Source organism: Aeribacillus sp. FSL M8-0235 (assembly GCF_038000355.1).
GTDB lineage: Bacteria > Bacillota > Bacilli > Bacillales > Aeribacillaceae > Aeribacillus > Aeribacillus composti.
In genome coordinates, this window is sequence record NZ_JBBOBW010000001.1 from 1,866,877 (window position 1) to 1,882,247 (window position 15,371).

Sequence of the window (15,371 nt, forward strand, 5' to 3'; positions counted from 1 at the left end):
GCCGGATTCTTTTGCGTATACTGGAACTATGAAAAACATGGACATGAAAACTCAAGAAACAATTGAATACTATAAAGCGCGTAACGAAAAGCTTGAAATAGAAAAGGAAGCTTTGGAAGCGAAGCTAAAATGGTATGAGGAGCAATTTCGGTTAAGTCAACAACGTCGTTTTGGTTCTTCCAGTGAGAAGACCAATTCAGACCAACTGTCCCTTTTCAATGAAGCTGAAGCTACCGCAAATCCTGATGATGAAGAACCGACGATTGAAACCATTACATATACACGCAAGAAGAAGCGAAATCGTCGAGATGAAAAACTAGAAAACCTGCCTACTGAAACGGTGGAATACCGTTTGCCAGCTGAGGAACAGGTTTGTTCGTGTTGCGCTGGACCTCTACACGAAATGAGTACGCAAGTACGCAGAGAAATAGAAGTTATTCCAGCACAAGTAAAAGTGAAAAAGCATGTCCAATATGTTTATAGTTGTCGTCATTGTGAACGCCATGAAATAGAAACGCCTATTGTCACGGCGAAAATGCCGGCTCCTGTTTTTCCGGGAAGTCTGGCATCTCCATCGTCAATGGCTTATACGATGACGCAGAAATACGTTGAAAGTATGCCTTTGTATCGCCAGGAAAAACATCTGGAGCGATTTGGCATATTCATTTCCAGGCAAACTTTATCCAATTGGATTTTGTATGGAGCCGACACCTGGTTGAGTCCTGTTTACGACCAAATGCGTAACCATCTATTGAATCAGGATATCCTCCATGCGGATGAGACCACCTTACAGGTTCTTTCAGAACCTGACCGACGAGCGACTTCCAAATCATTTATGTGGCTTTATCGGACAGGACGAATGGGGCCTCCAATTGTTTTGTATGACTACCAGCGAACCCGTGCATCCAAGCATCCTTTACGATTTTTGGAAGGTTTCCGTGGATATTTACATGTGGACGGGTATGCCGGTTATAACGGAATCCCTGATGTCAGTCTGGTCGGTTGTTGGGCTCATGCCAGACGTAAATTCACAGAAGCTTTGCAGGCTCTTCCTGAATCGGCTAAAACTACTCACGTAAAAGCCAAAGAAGGTCTTGCATTCTGTAACCAACTTTTCTCGATAGAACGGGATTTAAAGGATGTTAGTCCTGAAGAACGTTATAAGAAACGTTTAGAACGCAGCCAACCGGTATTGGAGGCTTTTTTGGCATGGCTTCATGAACAAGCCCCAAGAGTGTTGCCAAAAAGTGCACTTGGGCAAGCCATTAAATATTGTCGTAATCAATGGGACCGTTTAGTAGCTTTTTTAGAGGATGGTCGTTTAGAGATTGATAACAACCGCGCAGAACGATCCATTAAACCGTTTGTAATCGGGAGGAAAAACTGGCTGTTTAGCAATACCATAAAGGGAGCTAAATCCAGCGCAATCATTTATAGCATTGTGGAGACTGCGAAGGAAAACGGATTAAACCCATTCAATTATCTTAAATATTTATTTGAACAGCTTCCAAATATTAATCTGACTGACAAAGAAAAATTAGATCAACTCCTTCCTTGGTCCACAACAATTCCAGAAGAATGTCGTGTTCCTAATAAAGCTAAATAAATCATAACAATAGTCCACATCTAAAGGTAGGTGTGGACTATTTTACGCTTACATCTGGATTATCTGCAAAATAAGAATCATAAATTTTAAGAAATTCAAAATCGATATCTGATATGTTTTGGTCTTTCATGATTTTAATTGTTTTTTGAATTCTTTGGTCGTTAGGGATATTACATAGCTCAGCAATTTCGTTTGATGTTTTATCAAATACAGAAAAAGTGAATACAAAGTTTATCGTCATAAAAACACCTCTTATTTGGCTCATATATAATTATATAGGTAATAAACTATATATCTTTAAAGTTTGCTTTAAATAGCCTTTTAAAATGTAAAATAAGGCTATTAGATTATCACACGTAAATTTTGGTTTTAGCACGATACCATTTTTGGTATGTAAGTGCGCTCTTGGATGTTGAAATTTATTTATGTCGGGTCTACTAGGTCTACTGAGTAGACAAAGCAAATAAACGCATTTATGCCGAGAAAATTTATTGATGTTGAGAAGAACCCTTAACTAAACTTGTAGACGAATGTCGGCATAGCGTGAGCTATTAAGCCGACCATTCGACAAGTTTTGGGATTGTTAAGGGTTCCGAGGCTCAACGTCAATAAAGCAATTGGAATAAAGCATCATTTATATTTTTTGCTTAATATATCAGTACCAATAGCTCCAATAATCATTAAAAGTAGCGGTAGGAATGAATAAATTATGGATCCTGATAAGAAACCAATTTCGTTGCCAGTTACTTTAGTAATTATAAATACAATTATTTTTGCAATTATGAATATCAAACCTATGACAGTTAAAATATCGAAGAAAGATTTCCATTTTGGGTATTTTAACTTTTTACTGTCTTGAATTATTTTATTTTTCAAGTAATCATCTCCTTTTAAAAGCTCATCTACTGTGACGTTGAATATTTCACTTATTTTTAGGAGCGTTTCAATATTTGGATATCCTTTCCCATTTTCCCATTTCGAAATTGATTGTCGGCTTATGTTTAATTGTTCTGCTAATTCTTCTTGTGATAAATGGGCTTCTATTCTTTTCTTTTTTAGTATTTTATGAAAATCCATTGTTATTACACTCCTTGTTAAAATATTTTAAAAATGTTTTAAGTATTTTTAAAGAATCTTATAGTTGCAGTATGTAACCGTAAAGTAGCATTAAGGTGATTTAAATATATTACTAAATAAAGATATAAATAAAACCCCTTTATTGCTTACAAAATCATTTCCACTCATTTTGGACATAGATGTGCCTTTTCTTTTATATTCATCGTAACATGCTCCAGAAATTTTAACGTAGATCACATTAAACCTTTTAAAATCAACATTTGAATGGTCTTAAATGGAAGTTTAAAAAAATGTTTGGAATAATATGTTATTTTAATTCTAAAAAAACTCTTTTTTTCCAATCCTATGTTTATTTGTCAGAGAAGAGAGCTGCTCATACTTCAAAAAAATATTTGTACCTTTTTCTGTTTTTTTGTCGGAATTTTCTATTTATCATCTTGATTTCTCCTCCTCATTTCGCTTTAATAAAAATGTATCCATCATTTTCCTGAAACATTTTTTGAAACATATGTAAAATAATACCTTAATTTGAAAGTTATTTAAAAAATCTAAATAAATGTCCGTTTATTAAAAACGAAAGCGAGGGGAGATCGTGCAGTTGAACGATAGGCAATCGGTCAGGTTGTAACCGCTTTACTGATATAAAGTGAGAAAATTCGGAATTATCGAAAAGGAATTAGATACGGCAAGATGAGCCGTTGGATTTATTTTCCACTGATGATAATAAATAAAAAACTAGATATGAGATTTAAATTTTCCTAAAAAACAAACCTACAGCCGTTTTTTTACATTTGTCGATTTAAAAGGGGGATATGACGGAATGACTATGAAAGCTAAGCTTTTTGCTTTAATGGCAGGTTTTGTTTTTTTTTGTTATTGTCCAGCACGTTTCTAGTATTATGGTTGGAAAGAAACACTTTAGAGAAAAAAGGGAATGAAATAACTGATGAAGTATGGAAGGAAACGGAAACAAAATTAGAGGTGGAAGTGGAGGCGTTTGCGAATCAAATTTCCAGAAATTTAGTTGAACTTGAGCAGTCGATGGAGAAAAATATGCTGAATGCAGCCTATTTATTGCAGGAGCAGGATCGGGGGAGAACGTTACATAACGAAGATTTGAAGCGTTTGGCAGAGCAAACAGGGATGACAGATTTTTATCTGACAAATCGAGATGGAATTTTTGTCGCATCTACAGAGAAAGCGGCACTAGGGAGTAATTTATTTGATATTTGGGACGGATATCGCAAATTGCTGACGGGTGAAGAGCAGATGCTGCCTTCAACCTTGACTATCAAAGCAGAGACCGGAGAGATTTTCAAGTTTATGGCCATTCCCCGCGCTGATGGAAAGGGAATTGTCGAATCGGCGTTAGATGTAAGCAATTTTGAATCGTCGCTCGCCCGTCACATCCAAGAGAAGGAAGAAGTGAAAGCAATTTATTTGTTTGATCCCAAACAAGTCGTATTGATGGAAACATTAAAGAAAGAACAGCGATCGCTGTGGGAAAAAGGAAAGGCTGCAAAAAACGAAAATGTTCAGTCAGTCTTTTCTTCCGGAAAAACTCGGATTTTCCTGAAGGACAATCATGTGGAGGCTTATGTTCCGGTAAAAGCGGATGGAAATGTGCGTTATGTATTATATACCTTGTTAGATGCTGCCCCGTATTTCCAGCATGCCGAATCCACTAACCAAGTATTGCAGGAGTTTCAGCAGTTGATTAATGGGGTTGGATATAAAATCATGCTGGCGATTTTTATCTTTTCACTGTTGTTCCTCTTTGTCCTTTTTGGTGTGATCCGCTCGGTGTTAAAGCCGTTGAAATTTTTCTCTAGAGTCCTGCGGGAAGCAGGGGACGGGCAGGAAGTAAAATGGGAGCAAGTAAAAGCGAAAGAGTTAAAAGAGATTCAAGAAGCAATTACAGAAGTGGTACAAAAGTACCGGGAAATGCTGTCGGCAATCCAAGGCAATTTAGTTGCTGTCACAAAGACCCAGAAGGAATATCGTTCAGAGATGGATACAACGCTGGAGACATTGGAACAGGTTACCAAGGCATTGACAGATAATGCACACAACAATCAACAGCAAGCTGAGCAGCTGAATGAAGCCGGGGAAATCGTGGAAAATATGTCCCGTACCTTGACGAATGTTTCCAGCATGACATCCGAGCTCGAAGACTTCTCAAACAATGCCAAGGGTCTAGCGGAAAGCAGTATTCGGGGGTTGGAAAATATTACGAATGTAATAGAAAATATCTACAAAGGAGTAGAAGAAAGCGGCAGCCGAATCGAAAAGCTAGCCAAAAGTTCAGAGGAAATTGGAGGAATTATTTCACTAATTAAAGGTATTGCGGAACAGACAAACTTGCTGGCGTTGAACGCAGCCATTGAAGCCGCTCGAGCTGGAGAACAGGGGAAAGGATTCGCTGTCGTGGCTGAAGAAGTCCGAAAACTGGCGGAGGAAAGCAGAAGGGCAACTGATAAGATTGCTCAAATCTTATTGGATATTCAGCGAGAAATTGCCAGTACGAAAGAAGGAAATGACAATCAATTGTCAGTTATTATAAGCAGCAGACAGGGAATTCAGCATGCGAACGATTCTATTCAGCATTTGATTGATGCTACGAAAGAGTCGTCACGAAAGATTGCCCAGCTGGGAGATTCGGTTGAAACTATGTTTCAAAACGGCCAATGCGTGATTGATGTATTTGAGAATATGCACGGCAACATTCAATCCAATGCCGCAAACAGCGAGCAGCTGCTGGCCATGGTGGAAGAGGTGACGGGAGCGTTGAAGAGATTGAGGGATTTGTTGAATAACATGACAAATTCCACCAAAAAATTAGAGGAAGTAGCGGCTGCAACCCGCTAAAAATATGAATTGCTTATATAGAAAAGCCGCCGCAGCGGCTTTTTTTTTCCCAGAAGAAGAAAAAACAAATTGAACTGGAGAAATGAAAATATGAATGGTGTGGTTTATTATGGTATAGAGTGTAGGAAAAAATCAGACGGTTCGAGTTACTTAACCTGTTTTACGAACTCATTGACAATTATCTGCAAATAGAATATTCTATAATTAGAAAAATATCTAAATATCTAATTTTTTTTTTGTTTCGTAATTAGATGATTTTCTAAATATCTAAATAGAATATTACTTATTTTTTTTAAAAGGTGGTGCGTTCTTTGTTATTTAACGAAGCGTTTAAAGCCATTGCTGATCCCACTAGAAGAAAGATTCTTTCCTTGCTGAAAAGTGGGGATTTAACCGCTGGTGAAATTGCTTCCCATTTTGATATGCAGAAACCGAGCGTGTCGCATCATTTAAAAATTTTAAAGCAAGCGGATTTGATTCAAGATCAACGCGTCGGACAGCATATTTATTATTCGTTAAACACAACCGTCTTTCAAGATTTAATGAGTTGGTTTTATGATTTTTTACAAAAGGAAGGGGATAAATGATGAGAACAAATCGCTTCGTGGTCATGTTGACGGTTTTTAGTTATTTGTTAAGTTTGATTGCGATCCCATATCTACCTGATGAAGTGGCTACTCATTGGAATACGGCTGGTGAAGCGGATGGGTACAGTAGCAAATGGTTTGGGGCGTTTAGTCTCCCTTTCATTATTACTTCAATCGTATTGTTAATGACACTTTTACCAAAAATGGATCCGAAAAAAGCAAACTATGAAAAATTTAAAGGGAGCTATAACATAATAATCAACGTATTAGTGATCTTTTTTATCGCTCTTCATATCGTGACATTAGCCTATAACCTAGGGTTTCCTGTAGATGTGGATTTATTTGTGCCAATCGGAATCGGAGTTTTATTCATTGTATTAGGAAACTACATGCCTAAACTCAAACATAACTACTTCGTTGGGATTCGTACACCTTGGACGATAGCGAATGAAACAGTTTGGAACAAGACGCATCGTATAGGCGGAAAAGTGTTTGTGTTCATGGGATTAGCATTAATGTTGACGGTATTTATTGAAGGAATATGGGGTTTTATCTTGTTTTTAGCCGTTACATTGATCGGGGTTGTATATTTGTTTGTTAAATCCTACCTATATTTCCAGGAAGAACAACGGAATGGTTTGCGGTAAGTGAGCAAAATGAAAGAATAGTATGTTCGATTCAAGAACAACAGTCTTCTATTTTTTAAGCATGAATTTTGTATAATATTTACAAAAAAGATCCCGTCTTTTTCTTTCTGTTTATCATGAATAGGAATAACGATACGCTATTGGAACGAGATAGATGGGGCTGTCCGATAAGTCCCTAAAATGAAGCAAGTGGAGAAAAACAATTCGTTTCTCTCCACTTGCTTTTATATTTTTTCGATTTTTATCTGAAAGTAGCTGGCGGATGCCGGCTACTTTCAGTATGTTGTGGGCTAATGCCACAATCCCAAACTCAACATGTACCTTGTCGAGGCCCCGCAAAGAAAATCTGCGGAACGACCGATTGCCCTTGATGTGACCGAACACACTTTCTGCCTCGACTTTGCGTCGAGCGTAGATGGCGGCTTTCTCTTCACATTCAAGGGCTGTTTTGGCCTTTGCTTTCATTTCTTCGAAGATGGGATTCCAGTGAACTTGACGATTTCCCTTCGCTTTTGTGCATTTCGCTTTCAATGGGCAATCGGTACAATCTTCACATTCGTATATTTTGAAGCTTTGTTCATAGCCAGATGGATTCTTTTTGTTTTGGTATTTTTTAAACGTTACTCTCCTTCCATTCGGGCAAATAAAACAATCATCCTCTTCACAATAGGTCCAGTTTTTGGCATTTTTAATGTCTTTTTTGTATGTACGTGTTTGTTCTTTTACATAGCTCCCATAAGGAATTAGAAACTCAAAACGGGGCTCTTTCTCATCACCAACTGCATATACATAGTTTTCTTCACTACCATAGCCTGCATCCGCAATGACCGTTTTGGGCATCGGTAATGAACTGGAGGCTAGCTTCTCCATATGTGGGATAAAGCAACGTGTAGCGGAAGCCTGTTTATAAAGGAGAGTAAAGGAGGAAGTGCAAGTGATCAACGAGCAAGCAAAAACATTGACCGAGAAATTGGCGGAACAAGTCGAAAAAATTGAACAAGGCGGCGCATTAAAGTACCATCAAAAAAATGCGGAGAAAGGCAAGCTATTCGTACGAGATCGTCTAAAGCTGTTATTTGATGAGGGAATGCAATTTGAGGATGCTTTATTTGCCAATTGTCTTGCTGACGGTCTGCCAGCTGATGGCGTGGTAACAGGGATCGGAAAAATCAACGGGCAAACCGTATGTGTAATGGCCAATGATTCAACGGTAAAGGCGGGATCGTGGGGATCACGAACCGTAGAAAAAATCATTCGTATCCAAGAAACCGCAGAAAAGCTTCGGTGCCCGATGCTTTATTTAGTAGACTCGGCTGGGGCGCGGATTACGGATCAAGTCGAAATGTTTCCTGGTCGCCGCGGGGCAGGGCGCATTTTTTACAATCAAGTAAAGCTTTCTGGAAAAGTGCCGCAAATATGCTTATTATTTGGACCATCGGCGGCCGGCGGTGCTTATATTCCAGCTTTTTGCGATATCGTCATTATGGTCGAAGGAAACGCTTCGATGTATTTAGGATCGCCGCGAATGGCGGAGATGGTGATTGGCGAAAAAGTGACGCTTGAAGAGATGGGTGGAGCGCGAATGCATTGCAGTGTCTCTGGATGTGGAGATGTACTTGTGAAAACAGAAGAAGAAGCCATTCAGTTTGCTCGCAAGTACTTATCTTATTTTCCAGCCAATTTCGCTGAAAAACCGCCAATTGTCGAAGCAAAGCCAGCGAAGAGCTTTGAAAAAACGATTGAGGACATTTTACCCCTGAATCAAAATGCGCCGTTTAATATGTATGACTTGATCGAGCGTTTTATTGATGAAGGCTCTTTTTGCGAAATCAAAAAGCTGTTTGCACCTGAATTGATTACAGGACTTGCTCGCTTGAATGGACAGCCAATCGGTATACTCGCTAACCAGCCGCGCATCAAAGGCGGTGTTCTATTCCATGATTCGGCTGATAAAGCAGCCAAATTTATTACTTTATGTGATGCCTTCCATATTCCGCTTTTATTTTTAGCCGATATTCCAGGATTTATGATCGGCACAAAAGTGGAAAGGGCAGGAATTATCCGCCATGGAGCGAAAATGATTTCAGCGATGTCAGAAGCAACGGTTCCGAAAATTTCTATTATCGTGCGAAAAGCGTATGGGGCAGGTCTTTATGCGATGGCTGGCCCGGCCTTTGAACCGGATTGCTGCTTAGCGTTTCCTAATGCGCAAATTGCCGTGATGGGACCAGAAGCAGCGGTTAATGCAGTCTATGCCAATAAAATTGCTGAGCTTCCTAAAGAAGAACAGGCAGCCTTTATTGAACAAAAACGGGAGGAGTATCGCCGCGATATTGATATTTATCGTTTAGCCTCAGAGATGGTGATAGATGGAATTATCGCTCCAAACCAGCTTCGCGAAGAATTGATTCGTCGCTTTGATGCCTATATGTCGAAATATATCGTCTTTTCGGAAAGAAAGCATGGAGTATATCCGGTGTAATAAAAAAGGTTCTTTGTCAAATATTGGGGTTCAGGCTGCCGCGCTTCGCTTGGTGGCCTTTTCTTCTAAAAAAGGGGTACCTCCCTTTCTAGAAGAAAAGGTAGCGCTAGCCTATATGTCCCTCAATTCTTTTATACTTGTGGAATAATAGTATTTTTGAACGAAAACGGGTAAAATTCTTATATCCATAGGCATTTCGCTTTCATACCTCCGTTAAATTGTTGATCACTTCCTTTGTCTTGTCGCATTTGATGAGGGAAGATACGCCTTTCTTCTATACGGACAACCATGTCGCAGGCATGTTGTGATTTTTGGTTCAATCCAGCTTATATAGCTTTGGATCTATTGCTTTTCGAAGAGGGCGTAACCGGTCCGCGCTGCTGAATTTAGAAAGCGAACTAACGCCAGTGACGATATCCAATGGGTCGAGGGCGCTGCAGAATAATTTTTCCCCCTGTGCCAAGCTCTCAACCTGAAAGCCAGTCTTTTCCGGAAACGTCTGAGCTTAATTCTAATGCACCATAAGCCGAGTCCAATGCAACCACTGCCGGCGACAAATGAAAGAGACGAGCGCTGTAATTTGTCCCCAGAATTCTTTGTTCAACTGTCCGTCATTGATCCTTTTGCATTAAAAATTAATAGATTTTATCAAAAAGCATCATAAGGGAAAATTTTATAAATTTCACGACCAAGTATTATGCCGTTTTGCAGAGGCACAATGTTACAAGCGAGAGACGTATCCAGTAAAAAAAAATAGAACTATGTGCTAAATGAACAATATAAAAATAAATTTAATTTACTGTTTTTAAGGAAGTAAACACAAAATCTGAAAAAGGGGAATGCTATAAACCCCCTTTTTCCTCATAATTTGCTATAATTGATGTTAGCTTAAAGAGTAAGTCTGTCAATTAACTCTGAATAAGATTCGCGTTCATTTCACTGTCACGAATTTTTCCTTCGTGTAAATATAAAATTCGATTCCCCAATTTTTTTGCTTCCTCAAGATGATGGGTGACTAATATAATGGGAATGCGCCAAAGCTTATGGATACGTAATAGCTCTTCATGACCTTTTACACGTGTTTGATTATCTAATGCAGAAAAAGGTTCATCTAAAAGCAAGGCATCCGGCTCGATTGCAATGGCTCGTGCAATGGCGACCCGTTGTTTTTCGCCGCCTGAAATTTCAGACGGATATTTATCTCTAAGGTGTTCAATTCGCAGCTCTTTCATTAAATTTTTGACAAAGCTTTCATTTTGCATGCCATAAGCAATGTTTTTCCAAACAGTCATATGGGGAAAAAGCGCATAATCTTGAAATACATAGCCGATGTTTCTTTTTTGAATAGGAACAAATACTTTCTTATTTTCAAATAAAATGGTGTCGTTTAATCGGATGATGCCAGCAGCAGGTTTGCTTATCCCAGCAATACAATTTAAGATTGTCGTTTTTCCGGAGCCAGAGGGGCCAAAAAGGACAACAATCTCATTGGCCACTGAAAATTTTACATCTAATTCAAAATGGGATAGTCTTTTTTGGATTTCAACGATAAGCATAAGAAAAAACTCCTTTAAGTAAGCGACAATTTGAACTTACTATTTTTGTACATGTCTCATCATATTTCTTTTGCTCCACCAATTAAGCCATAAAATAGCGCTAAAGCCGAGGGCAACGATAATGATTACCCAAAATTTTGCCGCTTCCAAATTACCTGACTCCACAGCAAAATAAATGGCTAGAGGAATAGTGTCGGTGACATTCGGAATGTAGCCGGCGAGCATAAGAGTGGCACCAAATTCTCCTAACGCTCGTGCAAAGGATAAAACTAAGCCAGCTAACAGTCCTGGCCATGCCAGTGGAAAAGATATCGTCCAAAACACTCTCCATTTAGATGCCCCCATTGTATATGCAGCATTTTCAATATTTGGGTCATACTGCCGAAACGCTGCAGATGCACTTTGATACATTAAAGGAAAAGACACAACGACTGCTGCGATCACAACAGCATACCAGGTGAAAACAATTTGGAAATCAAACCAATCAAGCAGTAATCGACCAATAAAACCGTTTTTACCAAATATATATAATAAACCAAAGCCTACAACTGTAGGCGGAAGCACGAGTGGCAGCAAAATAATCGCTTCTATAATACTTTTCCCTCGAAAGGAGTTACGACTAATCAATCGTGCCAACACAACCCCAGTAACAAATACGATAAACGTGGCGATTGTTGCCGTTTTTAAAGAGAGTATAAGTGGCGAGTAATTCATATTTGTCGTTCACCTTTTCATAAAGTTTCATCATTTTTCGTTATAAATGGTTATAATTATTTTGAACTTTGGAGTAAAGGAAATGGTAAAACAAGAAGTTGAGTCATTTCCATTGAAAAAGAGCGAAACAAAACATGATATAATCAAGATTAGATATAAACTACATAGCCATCTTCTTGTTAAGAAAATAATTAATTTTATTTATATTTAAATATAAATCATTGATACAGAAGTTATCAATATAATATATCAAATTACATTTAATTACTTATAACGAATTTTTTTATGAAGGAGCAAGTAGGTATGAAAAAAAATCTTTCTTATACAACCGAGGAAGTGGCAACCATATTAAAGGTTTCAAAATTAACCGTATATGATTTAGTGAAAAAAGGGTTATTACCTGCTTATCGTGTCGGACGACAAATGCGAATTGATCCTTCCGATCTAGAAGAGTATATAAAAAAGTCAAAAGAAGAACTGCAGCCAAGCTCCGTACAGTCATCAAAAAAAGAAACATCGATTGAAACTCAAGGGTATTTGCAACCTAGACAATTAATTATAAGCGGCCAGGATATGAGCTTAGATATTTTGGCGAACTACTTAGAAAAATCCTCGAAAAGGTTTCGGCCACTTCGTTCTTATGTTGGAAGCTTAGAAAGCCTAATTTCAATGTATCAAGGATATTCAGACATTGTCAGTACACACTTAATCGAAGGAATTTCAGGTGAATATAATGTTCCGTATATCAATAAGATACTAGTGAATTTTCAGTATATCGTGATTCATTTACTAACAAGGAAGGCAGGCTTTTACGTCAAAAAGGGAAACCCGTTGAATATTAAGCATTGGGAAGATTTAAGAAGAAAAAATATAAAAATTGTGAACCGGGAAAAAGGTGCGGGTGCTCGTGTTTTACTAGATGAATGTTTGAGAAAGTATCGCATACCTGTTTCTGAAATTAACGGCTATGACAATGAGGTAACTAATCACGTAAGTGTCGCAAGTGCTGTCGCTAAAGGGGATGCAGATGTCGGGGTAGGAATTGAAAGAGGGGCTAACCTAGTTAAAGATGTCGATTTCATTCCGTTAGTTAATGAAAAGTACGATTTGGTTATTTTAAAGAACGATGAGAATAGAGAGTTAATTAGTCAAGTCCTGCAAATTTTAAGATCGGTTCACTTTCAAAACGATTTAAAAGCACTAGGAGGCTATGATTTGTCACAAACCGGACAAGTCGTTTATGAAAGCTGAAATGGATCCAGCTAAAAGCCAGGGGTTCTCTTAAAAACCTCTGGCTTTGTTTTATCACTTTTTGGCACTGGAATATCTGGTTTTCTTGATTCGTGAGCACTGGAAATGAAAAACCAAAAAGAGAAACATAAGTATATCTTTTTCTATTATATTTATTTATAATTAAATATAATTAATTATAAATAAAAGAAAATAGGATGTTGTAAAGATGAACATTCATTTTAAAGCGATAGGAAAAATTCTAACCCCTTTTAACACCTTGGAAGGAATGCCGATTCAATCGGCGGCGGCGAAAAATGTAGAAGGAACAATAGAGCTTAACCCATTGTATGTAGAAGGGATGAAAGATCTGGACGGCTTTTCACATCTTATTCTTATTTATTATTTTCATAAGGTTCATGAATATTCATTGCAGGTAGTTCCTTTCTTAGATGATCAACCCCATGGTATTTTTGCAACAAGATTCCCGAAAAGACCGAACCCAATCGGCTTTTCAGTCGTTCGATTGAAAAGTATTGAGGGGAATCATATCCATGTCCTAGATGTCGATGTATTGAACGAAACACCTCTACTCGATATAAAGCCTTACGTTCCGATGTTTGATGCAATAGAAACATCTAAGATTGGATGGTTTGAAAAAAGAATCGAAAACGTAGATAAAGTAAAAGCTGATAAAAGCATTTATTGAAAAGGCGTTATTGGCAAGGCCGATTAAAAAAGCACCTTATGGTTTTTTTCATTGCACTGAACAAATGTGTTTTTTCTATCCGTGAACGGAGACACTTTACTATTCTATATAATTATATTTTATATAAATTAATTATATACTATACAAAATAGTTATAAGAAATTATAATAAGTTTTATATTAGATTAAAAGTAGAAGGGGGAGAGAAAGCATGAAGCATTCTATTCGCATGATCATGATCATGTTTTTGTGTGCTTCAATCTTTTTTATTTTTGGTTGTACAAACGAGGGAGAAAAACAGGAATCAAAGAATACAGAGGATAAACAGACAGTAAAATTAACCATCTCAGCAGCCGCAAGCTTACAAGATGCCTTAACGGAAATTCAGAAAAAGTATGAAAAAGAACATGAAAATATAAAAATTACATTTAACTTTGGAAGTTCTGGTGCATTGCAACAGCAAATCGAACAAGGAGCGCCGGTAGACCTATTTTTCTCGGCTGCTGAAAATAAGTTTCGTCCACTCGTAGACAAAGGATTGATTAACAAAGAAGAGAGTAAAAACTTGTTAGAAAATGAAATCGTTTTAATCGTTCCGAAAGATAAAGCAGACACAGTAAAAGGATTTCAGTCTTTGGCAGACAGCGGTATTAAGCAATTTGCATTAGGAAATCCTGAAACTACTCCAGCAGGTCAATACGGGCAACAAACTCTGACCAAGCTAAATCTTTGGCCAAAAGTAAAAGAGAAAGTCGTATACACAAAGGATGTACGCCAAGTATTATCATATGTAGAAGCAAATACAGTGGACGCAGGAATTGTATTCAAAACTGATGCCCAAATATCTGATAAGGTAAAAATTGTCGACATTGCAGACGCAAATATGCATGATCCTATTATTTATCCAGTTGGTATCATTAAGGACACAAAGCATAAAAAAGAGGCTTCCGATTTCTATCAGTACCTACAGACAGAAGATTCGTTTCAAATTTTTGAAAAATTCGGATTTAAGATTTTGAAATAAGCGGGCTTCATTACTTTAAAAACAAAAAATCATAAACATCGATATATCAACGTTTCTAAAACATTAATGGGGGCGTCAATAAGCCGTATAAACGACTTATAAGACACCCCCAAAGCTCCTCAAGAACAACACTGTCATATTTTGGAGCACGAGGACTATGAGATGATAAGACCTTACATCGTTATTAGGTAATTGATTATGGTTTGTCAAAAACTTTTAGTAAAGGGCCCCTGCTAATCGACTTTCAAAAAAATAACCATGCACAACTCATGAAAGCAGCCCATAAAGTATATTATCATTCTAATGGATAATCGGGAGGAATCTATATTGAGTTATACATTTCCGGGAGGTCAACCGCAGGGGAAGCCCATCTTTATCACAAGTAAAATCAGGGAAGCGATGGTCGCTGAGTTAACCGCAATTAATGATTATAATTACCATATTGCAAATTCCAACATGGAAGAAGTCAATAGGGTTTGGAGAATGATCATGCTGGATGAAAAAAAACATTACGGAATGTTTCTAACCCTCTTGCGCAAATACGATCCTGTACAATATCAAACCTATCTCTACTATCAAAACACTCATTTGGATGTAAAGGAACCAATGCAGACCTATAGACCCAATTATGATAAACAATTGATATTAAATCTTGTCAGAAGTGATCTTAAAGGAGAACTAGAGACAGCCGTACTTTATGATCAATATGCAGCTGAAATCTCTATCCCGGATGTTAGTCATGTTTTCTCTGTCATTAGCCGTGATGAGAAATTCCATGCAGAACATTTAACGAAGCTCTTGATAAGTTATGATCCTGATCCCTACAATGGTCTGAAATAAAACTGAACTAAGCCCTTAAACGGTGAATTCCC

14 protein-coding genes and 1 pseudogene are annotated in these 15,371 nt (G+C 37.7%); 9 read left to right on the forward strand and 6 right to left on the reverse strand.

The features are described from left to right. Positions 1–28 precede the first annotated feature (28 nt). Entirely contained in the window at positions 29–1,606 is a 1,578-nt protein-coding gene (gene tnpC / locus NSQ71_RS08970) for an IS66 family transposase (RefSeq protein ID WP_094246405.1), read from the forward strand. A gap of 37 nt (positions 1,607–1,643) precedes the next feature. On the opposite strand, the gene NSQ71_RS08975 is transcribed toward tnpC, so the two are convergent. Both NSQ71_RS08975 and NSQ71_RS08980 read right to left on the reverse strand, forming a co-directional pair. Then, a complete protein-coding gene (locus NSQ71_RS08975) occupies positions 1,644–1,847 on the reverse strand; it encodes a hypothetical protein (protein ID WP_340733705.1) in 204 nt (67 codons plus the stop codon). A gap of 389 nt (positions 1,848–2,236) precedes the next feature. After that, positions 2,237–2,683 carry a helix-turn-helix domain-containing protein gene (locus NSQ71_RS08980; RefSeq protein WP_340733706.1) on the reverse strand — a complete coding sequence of 149 codons (447 nt, stop codon included), beginning with the start codon at positions 2,681–2,683 and terminating at the stop codon, positions 2,237–2,239. An 870-nt stretch (positions 2,684–3,553) separates the two neighbouring features. On the opposite strand from NSQ71_RS08980, the gene NSQ71_RS08985 reads away from it, so the two are divergent. From NSQ71_RS08985 to NSQ71_RS08995, 3 genes are all read left to right on the forward strand, one after another. Further along, on the forward strand, positions 3,554–5,551 hold the full coding sequence (locus NSQ71_RS08985) for a methyl-accepting chemotaxis protein (protein WP_340733707.1): 1,998 nt from the start codon (positions 3,554–3,556) through the stop codon (positions 5,549–5,551). A 311-nt stretch (positions 5,552–5,862) separates the two neighbouring features. Continuing rightward, entirely contained in the window at positions 5,863–6,138 is a 276-nt protein-coding gene (locus NSQ71_RS08990; protein ID WP_144598020.1) for an autorepressor SdpR family transcription factor, read from the forward strand. Beyond that, positions 6,138–6,785 (forward strand): SdpI family protein, encoded by a 648-nt coding sequence (locus tag NSQ71_RS08995; RefSeq protein WP_445684708.1) that lies wholly within the window; start codon positions 6,138–6,140, stop codon positions 6,783–6,785. The genes NSQ71_RS08990 and NSQ71_RS08995 overlap by 1 nt, the downstream gene beginning before the upstream one ends. A gap of 114 nt (positions 6,786–6,899) precedes the next feature. Here the strand turns inward: NSQ71_RS08995 and NSQ71_RS09000 are convergent, their stop codons facing one another. After that, entirely contained in the window at positions 6,900–7,655 is a 756-nt protein-coding gene (locus NSQ71_RS09000) for a transposase (protein ID WP_340733709.1), read from the reverse strand. Positions 7,656–7,719: 64 nt separating this feature from the next. On the opposite strand from NSQ71_RS09000, the gene NSQ71_RS09005 reads away from it, so the two are divergent. Continuing rightward, positions 7,720–9,267 (forward strand): acyl-CoA carboxylase subunit beta, encoded by a 1,548-nt coding sequence (locus NSQ71_RS09005; RefSeq protein WP_063389473.1) that lies wholly within the window; start codon positions 7,720–7,722, stop codon positions 9,265–9,267. A 106-nt stretch (positions 9,268–9,373) separates the two neighbouring features. On the opposite strand, the pseudogene NSQ71_RS09010 reads toward NSQ71_RS09005, so the two are convergent. From NSQ71_RS09010 to modB, 3 genes and pseudogenes are all read right to left on the reverse strand, one after another. Beyond that, positions 9,374–9,499, reverse strand: a pseudogene (locus tag NSQ71_RS09010) (transposase); the annotation flags it as partial. Between the two features lie 676 nt (positions 9,500–10,175). Then, positions 10,176–10,823 carry an ATP-binding cassette domain-containing protein gene (locus NSQ71_RS09015; RefSeq protein ID WP_340733711.1) on the reverse strand — a complete coding sequence of 216 codons (648 nt, stop codon included), beginning with the start codon at positions 10,821–10,823 and terminating at the stop codon, positions 10,176–10,178. 39 nt (positions 10,824–10,862) lie between these two features. Beyond that, positions 10,863–11,537, reverse strand: a complete 675-nt coding sequence (gene modB / locus NSQ71_RS09020; RefSeq protein WP_063389471.1) for a molybdate ABC transporter permease subunit — start codon at positions 11,535–11,537, stop codon at positions 10,863–10,865. A 303-nt stretch (positions 11,538–11,840) separates the two neighbouring features. Here modB and NSQ71_RS09025 point away from each other — a divergent pair, with 303 nt between their 5' ends. From NSQ71_RS09025 to NSQ71_RS09040, 4 genes are all read left to right on the forward strand, one after another. Beyond that, the gene (locus tag NSQ71_RS09025; protein WP_340733712.1) at positions 11,841–12,788 is read left to right on the forward strand and encodes a helix-turn-helix transcriptional regulator; all 948 of its coding nucleotides are present in this window, start codon (positions 11,841–11,843) and stop codon (positions 12,786–12,788) included. Positions 12,789–12,996: 208 nt separating this feature from the next. Further along, on the forward strand, positions 12,997–13,476 hold the full coding sequence (gene tsaA / locus NSQ71_RS09030) for a tRNA (N6-threonylcarbamoyladenosine(37)-N6)-methyltransferase TrmO (RefSeq protein WP_130157274.1): 480 nt from the start codon (positions 12,997–12,999) through the stop codon (positions 13,474–13,476). Between the two features lie 210 nt (positions 13,477–13,686). Next, a complete protein-coding gene (modA, locus tag NSQ71_RS09035; protein WP_445684689.1) occupies positions 13,687–14,499 on the forward strand; it encodes a molybdate ABC transporter substrate-binding protein in 813 nt (270 codons plus the stop codon). Between the two features lie 327 nt (positions 14,500–14,826). Next, complete coding sequence (locus NSQ71_RS09040) at positions 14,827–15,339, forward strand: rubrerythrin (RefSeq protein WP_094245830.1); 513 nt, start codon at positions 14,827–14,829, stop codon at positions 15,337–15,339. The last annotated feature ends 32 nt before the right edge of the window (positions 15,340–15,371 follow it).